The 10217-nt window shown below is 45.3% G+C and carries 11 protein-coding genes, 1 tRNA gene and 1 pseudogene; 12 read left to right on the plus strand and 1 reads right to left on the minus strand.

The genetic code is table 11. From position 1 onward, the window contains the following. From J0656_RS05995 to J0656_RS20435, 12 genes and pseudogenes are all read left to right on the plus strand, one after another. Complete coding sequence (locus tag J0656_RS05995) at positions 1-717, plus strand: conjugal transfer protein TraI (RefSeq protein WP_207032293.1); 717 nt, start codon at positions 1-3, stop codon at positions 715-717. 6 nt (positions 718-723) lie between these two features. After that, on the plus strand, positions 724-1380 hold the full coding sequence (locus J0656_RS06000) for a hypothetical protein (RefSeq protein WP_207032294.1): 657 nt from the start codon (positions 724-726) through the stop codon (positions 1378-1380). A gap of 4 nt (positions 1381-1384) precedes the next feature. Next, entirely contained in the window at positions 1385-2026 is a 642-nt protein-coding gene (locus J0656_RS06005; RefSeq protein ID WP_207032811.1) for a TerB family tellurite resistance protein, read from the plus strand. A gap of 7 nt (positions 2027-2033) precedes the next feature. After that, positions 2034-3230 (plus strand): conjugative transposon protein TraJ, encoded by a 1197-nt coding sequence (gene traJ / locus J0656_RS06010; RefSeq protein ID WP_207032295.1) that lies wholly within the window; start codon positions 2034-2036, stop codon positions 3228-3230. 45 nt (positions 3231-3275) lie between these two features. Beyond that, the gene (traK, locus tag J0656_RS06015) at positions 3276-3896 is read left to right on the plus strand and encodes a conjugative transposon protein TraK (protein WP_207032297.1); all 621 of its coding nucleotides are present in this window, start codon (positions 3276-3278) and stop codon (positions 3894-3896) included. Between the two features lie 16 nt (positions 3897-3912). After that, positions 3913-4248, plus strand: coding sequence for a hypothetical protein (locus J0656_RS06020; protein WP_207032299.1), 336 nt, complete (start codon positions 3913-3915; stop codon positions 4246-4248). An 18-nt stretch (positions 4249-4266) separates the two neighbouring features. Beyond that, on the plus strand, positions 4267-5484 hold the full coding sequence (traM, locus tag J0656_RS06025; protein ID WP_207032300.1) for a conjugative transposon protein TraM: 1218 nt from the start codon (positions 4267-4269) through the stop codon (positions 5482-5484). A 12-nt stretch (positions 5485-5496) separates the two neighbouring features. Beyond that, positions 5497-6333, plus strand: a complete 837-nt coding sequence (gene traN / locus J0656_RS06030) for a conjugative transposon protein TraN (RefSeq protein ID WP_207032301.1) — start codon at positions 5497-5499, stop codon at positions 6331-6333. A gap of 31 nt (positions 6334-6364) precedes the next feature. Further along, entirely contained in the window at positions 6365-7150 is a 786-nt protein-coding gene (locus J0656_RS06035) for a hypothetical protein (protein WP_207032302.1), read from the plus strand. Between the two features lie 16 nt (positions 7151-7166). Continuing rightward, positions 7167-8198: a hypothetical protein gene (locus J0656_RS06040; protein ID WP_207032303.1), complete on the plus strand. Its 1032-nt coding sequence runs from the start codon at positions 7167-7169 to the stop codon at positions 8196-8198. A 227-nt stretch (positions 8199-8425) separates the two neighbouring features. Continuing rightward, positions 8426-8611 (plus strand): hypothetical protein, encoded by a 186-nt coding sequence (locus J0656_RS06045; protein WP_207032304.1) that lies wholly within the window; start codon positions 8426-8428, stop codon positions 8609-8611. Then, a pseudogene (locus J0656_RS20435) lies at positions 8559-9347 on the plus strand (recombinase family protein); the annotation flags it as partial. The gene J0656_RS06045 and the pseudogene J0656_RS20435, both read left to right, overlap by 53 nt. Positions 9348-10072: 725 nt before the next feature. Here J0656_RS20435 and J0656_RS06060 read toward each other — a convergent pair. Then, positions 10073-10146 (minus strand) — tRNA-Pro (locus J0656_RS06060). Between the last annotated feature and the right edge of the window lie 71 nt (positions 10147-10217).

Genomic DNA, 10217 nt, shown 5'->3' on the forward strand with positions numbered 1-10217 from the left:
ATGAAAAAAAGCATCTTACGAAAAGTTGTCCTGGTCATACTATGTACATTATACCTAAGCCCAGGACCGACCTTTGCCTTTACCTCTGCCCCACCGCCAGCTCCGGTCCCGGTGGTAGTGGTCATCAAGACGGCGGCCAAGAAAGTACTACGTGCCATTGACCTCAAGATCCAGCGTTTACAGAACAAGACCATCTGGTTGCAGAATGCACAGAAGACCCTGGAAAATGTATTGTCCAAGCTAAAACTCACCGAGATTGCCGAGTGGACTGAGCGGCAAAAGGAACTGTACCAGGGCTATTACCAAGAGCTCGTCAAGGTCAAGGCCTTGATTTCTTACTATCAACGTATCCGCGACATTACCAAAATGCAATCCGAAATGATAGCCGAATACGGGCGGGTATGGAACCTACTCCGACAGGATGACCGTTTCACCCCGGATGAACTGGACTATATGGAAGAAGTGTATTCCGGGATGCTGGAAGCCTCCCTGAAAAATATAGACCAGATCTTTTTGATCGTACAGGCCTTTACCACGCAAATGAGCGATGCCAGCCGGTTGGAGATCATCAACGATGCCGCTGACCGGGTGGAACAGACCTATATGGACCTGAAACGCTTTAACCGTCAAAATATCCTGCTAAGCCTACAACGGGCAAAAGCCCAGGGAGAATTGGAAGCGGTACGACAACTCTATGGTATAACCCGGATAAACTGAGTTCCTATGAAGCCTAAAAGCGCATTTTGGATTATACTGCTGATAGTTCTAATGGGATCACAAACGCTACGGTCACAAACCTTTTCCGAGTGGTTCCGACAGAAGAAGACCCAAAAGAAATACCTCTTGCAACAAATCGCCGCCCTGGAGGTCTATATGGATTTTGCACGGAAAGGCTATACCATCGCCAAAGAGGGGCTGAACCTTGTGGAAGGGTTTAAGCATGGGGAATTCAACCTGCATTCCGATTATTTCCAATCCCTGGACCAGGTCAATCCCAACATCAAGCAATATGCCCGCATCGCCGAGATCATGGCCCTACAGTTTCGAATAATCAACGAGCAACGCGAGTCCCTGGTAAGCCTGCGGCAAAGCGGGGCATTTGAAGAAAAGGAACTGGAATTCCTGACTGGGGTCTTTAAAAGGACTTTGGACCTGGTTTCGGACAGCCTGGACGACCTTATGGCCATTTGCACTACCGGGGCAATGGAAATGACCGATGATGCCCGGTTGGAACGCATCGAGCTGATCTATGGTCGCGCTATGGAACACTATAGTTTTCATCAGGAGTTTCGCAGGGAAAGTAAACAACTCGCCATGGCCAGACTCCGGCTGAAGGGCGATATCGAAAAAACGCGCCATTTATATGACTTAAAACCTTGAAATGATGACACGAAAAATGATTTATACTACGATCCTGCTCGTCGGACTCTTGGTTCCACCAAAGCTGACCGCCCAATCCAACGAACTGGTACAACTTACCCTCAACATTGAAAAACTGGCACAGTTCAGACAGATACTCAGTGATATGAAGAAAGGATACCAGATCCTCAGTACGGGATACAATGCCGTAAAGGACCTCTCCCAGGGCAACTTCACACTGCACCAGGTATTCCTGGACGGGCTCATGCAAGTAAGCCCTACCGTTAGGGACTACAAACGTGTGGCCGATATCATCCGCTACCAAGGGTATCTGGTCAGGGAATATAAAGCAGCCTATTCCAGGTTTCGGAAGGATGGAAATTTCAAGGCGGAGGAATTGGACTATTTGAACAGAGTCTATAACAAGTTGTTCAAGGCAAGCCTGCAAAACCTTGATGACCTGATCACTGTACTGACCGCAAACAAACTCCGTATGTCGGACGATCAACGCTTGGAATACATCGACGGCATTTTCAGTGATATGGAAGATAAACTTGAATTTCTCCGTCATTTCAACGAAAAGACCACCGTACTGGCCATCCAAAGGGCACGGGAAAAGAAGGACATCTCCACACTCGAACTGATCTATGGACTGCCCAAAAATTGAAACCATTATGAAAAGTGTACACAAAACTATCGGAATATCCTTGATACTGGCCATTGTCCCAGCCTTGGGGATGGCACAGAGCTCCGGGGAGATCAGCAGTCTCCACGGGGTGTTGAGGGAACTTTACAATGAGATGCTGCCTTTATGTGGGCAACTCATCGGTGTGGCCCAGGGCATAGCAGGATTTGCCGCATTATGGTACATCGCCTCCCGGATTTGGCGCCACCTGGCCAATGCGGAATCCATTGACTTTTATCCGTTGTTCCGTCCTTTTGCCATAGGTATCTGCATTGCCTTTTTCCCATCGGTCATTGGATTGATCAACGGGGTAATGCAGCCAACGGTGGATGCAACTTCCAATATGGTCAAAAATTCGGACAGGGCCATCGCCGGACTTCTGGAACAAAAAGAACAGGCCATGAAAAGTACAGAGGCATGGAAAATGTACATCGGTTACGATGGCACAGGAGATCGGGATCGCTGGTACCGATATACCCATGACAATGCGGAACCTTCCGATGAGAGTATCTGGGACAGTCTGGGCAACGAGTTCAAGTTCGGGATGGACATGGCCTCCTATAGGTTCAGACATTCCGTCAAGGAATGGCTCAGTGAGGTACTTAGTGTGATCTATCAGGCTGCGGCCCTTTGCATCGATACCCTAAGGACATTCCAGCTTATTGTCCTTGCCATTCTTGGCCCCCTGGTTTTCGGGATCGCGGTCTTTGACGGGTTTCAACATACCCTGTCGGTATATATTGCCCGATACCTCAATGTGTATCTATGGCTTCCCATTGCCAATATATTCGGTAGTCTGTTGGGTAAGATCCAGGAGCAAATGTTGAAACTGGACATCTCCCAGGTCCAGGGATATGGGGATACGTATTTCAGCAGTACGGATATGGCCTATATGATATTTCTGATCATTGGTATCATCGGGTACTTTACGGTACCGAGCATGGCCAATTATATCATCCATGCAGGAGGAGGCAGTGCCCTTACCCAGAAAGTGACCAATCTGCTCTATACCACTTCGCGAAAAGCCGTCTCAACAACAACGGGTGGGGCCGCCATGGTAGCCGATGCCATGGGCGACGGTTATGCCAGAATGTCCCAGAGTATGGCCGGCCATGGACATTCATCGGACTATTTTCCGGATAAGAAAAGTAGTTACCAAAAGGATAAACTGAGTGGAAACCTATAAGGCCCGGCTTTGGAACTTCTTACGGAACCCTAAATAACAAAGGAAATGTTTCAGAAAGCAAAAAATATCGATACTGCCTTTAAACAGGTTCGTTTGGTGGCCATCTTGGTCATCATTGGCTGCGTACTGCTGTGCATGGCCATTTCATACCAATGCCTTTCCATGGTATCGGGCATGCAGGACAAGATCTATGTATTGGCCAATGACAAGGCATTGGAGGCCTATGCATCCACCAGAAAGGAAAACATCCCAGTAGAGGCCAGGGACCATGTAAAGACCTTCCATCATGCGTTCTTCTCCCTGGAACCTGATGAAAAGGTGATCCGTGAAAATATCAACAAGGCCCTGTACCTTGCTGATTTTTCCGCAAAACGGGAATATGACAACATGTTGGAGAAGGGATATTTCACGCAGATCATAGCTGGAAATGTCAGCCAGACGATCCAAGTGGACAGCGTCAAAGTAAATCTCCGTGACTACCCTTACCCTTTCCGTTGCTATGCCACCCAACAACTGGTCCGCCCGACCAGTACGGTGACCCGGAGCCTGGTTACACAGGGATTTCTCCGCAATATTTCCCGGAGTGACCATAATTCACATGGTTTCCTGATCGAACAGTGGCGCATCCTTGAGAACAAGGACATCCATGTGCGCAATCGCCAATAACTTAATTGAGAAGATCATGAACAAAAAGACACAAAACCCTGACCAGGCAAAGGCCAAACAATCGGCCACACAACTTTTATCGGACATACAGAAAAAGTGGGCCTCTTGGATGGAGCGCAAGACCAGCAATTTTTCTCACGGAACTTGGTATATCCTGCTCTTCATATTGATTACCGTATCCATCGGATTCAACTCATGGCTCATATACGACAGCCTGATGGAGCGGGAAGAACAGGAAATATTCCTATCCAACACAAAAGAGAACGAAAATCCGACTTTCGACCAAACCAGGCTGAACGACACTCTTTCTAATAACAGGCCTGCGGATCCCCTAGTTATAGATCAAAAATAAACCCTTAAAACGTACAACATGAAAATAAGCAAGAAACAAAAAATCCTTCTGATCGTTCCCCTTGTGGTCATCCCCCTCACGCTATTGGTCTATTGGTACCTACACGGAAATCCAGTCCAGAACAATAAGGGATCTTCCGGTATCAATTTAAACCTGCCCACGGTCAACCATGAAAAAGAAGACCCCAGGAATAAGATGAGTTATTACAATAAGGCGGAGTCTGATTCGGCCAAATGGAAGGAAATGACCAAAAAAGACCCCTACTACGACCTAAATCCCAAGGAGGTGCCCCAGCGGAAAAATTCCCTTGATTTTAAGAATGAACGACCACCCACCAAAATAGTGGCTCCCGATAATAGCTATACCGATCCCAATGAAGAGATGGTCTATCGGAAACTGGATGAACTGGAAAAAATATTGAATGCTCCCGAAGTATTTCCGCAGCAGGCACGAACCGATCCGGTCATTGAATTTCCCTCTTCGGATGTTGAACGTCTGGAGCTGATGATGGAACAAATGACGGCCCCTGAAGGTGAAGACCCAGAGCTGAAACAGCTCAATAGCATGTTGGAAACCATACTTGACATCCAACATCCCCAAAGGGTACAAGATCGCTTGGAGGAGCTATCCGTGAAAAACAAGGGACAGGTCTATGCGGTTTCCACCGCACAAACAGAGACCCCCATTTCTGTGCTGGACCGTATGAATGCTGCACCTGAAGAACCCGGATTTTTTGGTCTGGAGCCGTTTCCGGGGGACGATAATCCCCTAAATACTATTCCTGCCGTGATCCATGAAACACAGTCGTTGGTCACCGGAGCTACCATAAAGCTGCGGTTGGCCCAGGACATATTTATAGCCGGGGAACATATCCCAAAAGGAAATTTTGTCTTTGGTACAGTCAATATTTCCGGAGAGCGCCTGAATATCAAAATCGATGGCATCCAATACAAAAATTCACTGTTTCCGGTAAATCTGGAAGCCTATAGTATAGATGGTAACCAAGGCCTGCACATTCCTGGTTCCATAGCACGAAAAGTGGCCAAGGAAAGTAGTGGGCAGGCTGTGCAGGGACTCGGTTTGACCACGTTTGACAATTCATTGCAGGCCCAGGCTGCAAGTGCTGGTGTTGAAGCCACCAAAAATCTATTGTCCAGGAAAGCAAAGCTCATAAAGGTCACGGTCAAGGCCGGGGATCGGGTATTGCTCAAGGATATGAACCAAAAAAACAATTAAATCAATATGATCATGAAAACAAAAATCAACTATCGTATTCTCATTTTGTCCGTTCTTGTATTGTTCATCGGCAAATCAGGTATGGCTGCCGACCTGGAAATGGTCCGCACCATAGAGGCCTTCCCAGTGTCCATCTCGACCAACAAGACAACAAATCTCATATTTCCCTATGCCATACGAAGTGTAGACCGAGGAAGTCGTGACGCACTGGTCCAAAAGGCCAAGGGTGTTGAAAACATATTGCAGGTCAAGGCTGCTACAAGGGACATGGTGGAGACCAACCTGACAGTCATTACTGCGGACGGAAAATTGTATTCCTTTCTGCTCCGATATGATCCCGATCCTACTACGCTAAACTATTCCTTTGGGAACCGCGAAGTCTCGGAAGTCGCTTTTTCCCCGGGAAACATCAATGAAAGTGTCCTGAAAAAATACTCGAAAGTGGCCGCAGGAAAAAAGAAAAAATTCCAAGGGGTCAAAGAGAAAAAATATGATATAAAATTACAATTGACAGGTCTTTATGTCAAGGGGGATATCATGTACTATCGCCTGCATATTGAAAACGGATCAAATATCCGATACAACATCGATCAGTTACGCTTTTTTATCAGGGACCGTAACAAGACCAAGCGCACCACCTATCAGGAAGAAGAGATTACACCTTTGTACACCTATAAGAACACGGAGGTTGTAGAGGGACAATCGGAAGAGGACATTGTCATTGCATTGCCAAAAAGGATTATCCCGAACCAAAAACACATGGTTGTCCAGTTGATGGAGGATCACGGGGGCAGGCATGTACAAATGAAGGTAAAGAACCGAAAGCTCTTGAAAGCAACGGTATTGTAAAAACAGTCAATAAATCATAAAAACAGAAATCATGAACCAGGAAAATGTAGATTATTTAAAAGAGCAGGTGATGTATGCAGGCTACGGTGATACCTTTCACAAGGAACTGGAAGCACGGATCAAGGAACAACCAGAAGAATTCAACTTGAAATACGAAACAAATTTTGGGAATGACAAGGTCGTATCCGAATTGAATTTCAGCCGATCCAACAGGGAGGACAGCGACTTTTACTTCTTCAATAGCCACAAACTGGAGCTTACCAGGGAAGGGGAGCCCGTCATGAAGCAGCAGTTCAACATTTATAACGGCAGTAACATCACCCTGAAGGAGGCCTATAACCTGATGTGCGGGCGTGCAGTGAACAAAACATTGAGGAACAAGGAAGGGGAACTGTACAATACATGGATACAGCTGGACTTTAAACACACGGACAAGTACGGCAACTACCTACAGCAGAAATACAATGAGGGTTATGGCTATGATGTGGAAGTGGCCCTTCAAAAATACCCCATATCCGAAATGGAAAATCCAATGTACAAGACCAATCTGGTCGAGTCCCTGAAAAAAGGCAATCCGGGGAGGGCCACCCTTACCGGCCCGGATGGGCAGGAACAGAAGGTTTATCTTGTGGCCAACCCCAAATTCAAATCCGTTACGCTCTACGACACCAACATGGAGCGCATCGGGCACAGAAGAAGGGAAAAACAGGAGAAAAAAGAAGGAAAGAACCAGAAGCAGACCCAAAAACCTGAAGGGGAGGAATCTTCCCCTTCTGCTCAAAAAAAGCCCAGAAAAAGGAGGGCTAAAAGTATCTGATCCAAAGTATTGAAAAATGAACAAAAATAAAGCCGATAGGGTCCAGGAAGATTTGGAGAAATGGTTGAAACGGGAACAACGTTTCCAAAAAATCTTCTCTCGGCCCTTGGCCGATAACCGTTCTTTTCTCAAGGAGAAGCTGAAATACTATGACACCATCAAATCCAAATACGGCAATGTGGCGACACGGGAAGAAAGCGCAACATTGCGCCTGATGAAAGAGGATCGTGGTGCCATAGAACGACAACTGTACCCCAATGCTATAGTGAGGTTAGCATTTAGAATTACGCTCAAGATCCGCAATGAAATAAATTCACAAAAAGAACAAAGGCAGAACCAAGCGAATTTGCAGGAATTAAGGAGTGTTGTCCATCGCCTTGGCCTTCCAGAAAATGCCTTTTCCGAAAGACATCTTAGGCAAGAAAGGGACATTCCCCCATTCACCTATCAAGTGGGAGAAAATGAACAGATGACGTTTAACTGGGATCTTTCCCAGGAACAGGATGGGGCTTATAAGTTTAATGGTTATACGGCCACTTTGAACATAGAAGGTGAACCACAACGTACCCAAAGGTTCCCTTTGGACGGCACGGATGAAATTACTGCTAGGCAGGCATACAACCTACTCTCAGGACGATCTGTACATATCGGTACGGAAAGGGATCGGCATTGGGTAAAACTGGACCTCAACGATAAGGACCGGGATGGTAACCATAAAGTCAAAAGGTTCTACGCCAATTATAACTATTCCCTAAAGGACCAACTGGCTAAAATTCCGATCAATTCCTTGACAAACTCCGGACAGATGAAAATGGTAGAGGGGGCTTTGCGCAATGGGGACCGGATAAAAATTCAACTTACAGGAGGTGAATTTCTCTCCATTGAGGCAAATCCACAACATCGGTCCATTGACTGCTATAGGGAGGGACGAAAGATACCTTTCTCCCAAGTTACGAAAGCACGGTCGAAGAGGAATAAAAAACATAGGGTACATGGTAGGTTAGGCAAGGGAACTCAGGGAATTTATCAAAAAAGGGTAATCAGGTAGCCCTTGGTCATTCCCCTTTTGGCAGGAGGTCCATCGAGTCGTTGGCACGTTTAAGGGACGTGGGAAGAATAATCCCCTATCGCTTTTGACCTGGATTAAAATAAAAAGCCCGCAAAACGGGCTTTTTGCTTATACAAAGGTTCAAAAACACGAGGGAAAGTATTTGTAGGAAAAAGATTGTTAACTATCTTTATACTACGCTTTTTCACAGGAAATGAAGTTGAGAAATGAAGAAAAGAGCGAATTCCAAAGAAATCAAAATCTCAGAAATCAAAGCAGAATTAGAGCAACAAAAAGAAGATATGCTCATAGAGTTTCTGGCAAGGATCATTGTAAAAATAACCATAAACGAATGTAATCATGAAAACAGCGATCAGGTACCTTCGGTTCAGCAGACTGGGTCAAAGTCATAGTTCAATCGAAAGACAGGAAATGGTAACGGATAACTGGCTTGAATTTAACGGGGTCGAACTTGTAGATTCCTTTATTGACCGGGGAAAAAGTGCAAGGACCTTTGATCGTCCCGATTTTAAAAAGCTAAAGATGTTCATTCAAAAGTATTCCAAAAGAGTTGACTATCTGCTCGTAGATCAAATGGACAGGTTCAGCCGGGAGGCCGGGGAAGCATTGGTATTGGTAAAACGACTTCAGAAAATTTATTCCATACAGATTGTTTCGGTTTCAGAAGGTATCACATTCGATTATGAGACCCCTGGCAGTTTTTTCCGGGCCGGTCTGCAGTTCCTTCTGGCCGAAGATGACAACATCAACCGAAGTATTAAGGTCAATGGAGGTATATATACAGCAAAAGTAAAGGAAGGGCGGTATATCTATGGCCATGCCCCTTTTGGTTACAAAAAAGTTGGTGAGGGCAAAAACAAACATTTGGAAGTAATGGATACCGAAGCGGAAATAGTGAAGTATATCTATGATGCATATTTACACGGAACCCCAGCCTATTTGATTAAGAATAAAGCCCGGAAATTAGGTATGAAAATGACGGGAAATTCCACTATAGATAATATACTCCAAAATCCGATTTATACTTCACTACAACGTGTCAAACCATTTAAAAAGCACCCAGGAGGGCTATTTCCGGTCAACCATGAGCCTATCATAGATAGGATGACCTGGCTCAATGTACAGGAGAAGCTCAAAAAACCGGATAAGAAACGAACTATCATTGATGACCATATTCCATTGAGGGGAATTCTAAAGTGTCATTGTGGCGATCCTCTAAGTGGGGCACCTTCGAGGGGAAGGGCGGGAACATATTATTATTACTACAAATGCCGTCATTCCAAGCACAATAATATTAGTGCAAAAAAGGCCCATGAGCAATTATCACAGATCTTTAAACTCATGAGCCTAAAGAAAGATAGTATCCTCAAAATAAAGGAGAAAAGCGAAGAAATGATAAAAACAGAGATCAATGCCAATCAACACAAGATCCAGGGACATAGGCTCAGTTTGCATCGGACCAAGGAAAAATTGATTTCGTTGGAAGAGAAATGGATCGAGAATTCCATTGACAGGGAAACCTATGACCGTTGGTACGCCACCTACAACAAGGATATTATAAAATTGGACGCCTCAATCTCAGTGCTTAACACTGATAAAAGCAGGATATACAAGGCATTCTATAAGAACCTGAAATACCTCACCAATCTGGACAGTTTGTATGAAAGACTGGACACTTTAGAGAAAAGGGAATTGGTCAATATGGTGTTCGACAGCAAATTGTACTATGAAAACGGGGCGTATCGAACCACCTATATGGCCGAAATACTCAGTGATAACACTTTAAAAATGAAGGAGTTAAATCTTCTGTATTACCAAAAAAAAACGGGATTTCAAGAAGAAATCCCGTCAAGTCGGGATGACTGGATTCGAACCAGCGACCACACGCACCCCATGCGTGTACGCTACCAGACTGCGCCACATCCCGTGTTTGACCTTCGGTCAAAAATTTTCAATAAACAATACCCAAATCCCTAGCCGTCTACTGCAGAGCAGTCT

Origin of the sequence: Flagellimonas aurea, from assembly GCF_017313785.1 — a bacterium.
GTDB classification, from domain to species: domain Bacteria; phylum Bacteroidota; class Bacteroidia; order Flavobacteriales; family Flavobacteriaceae; genus Flagellimonas; species Flagellimonas aurea.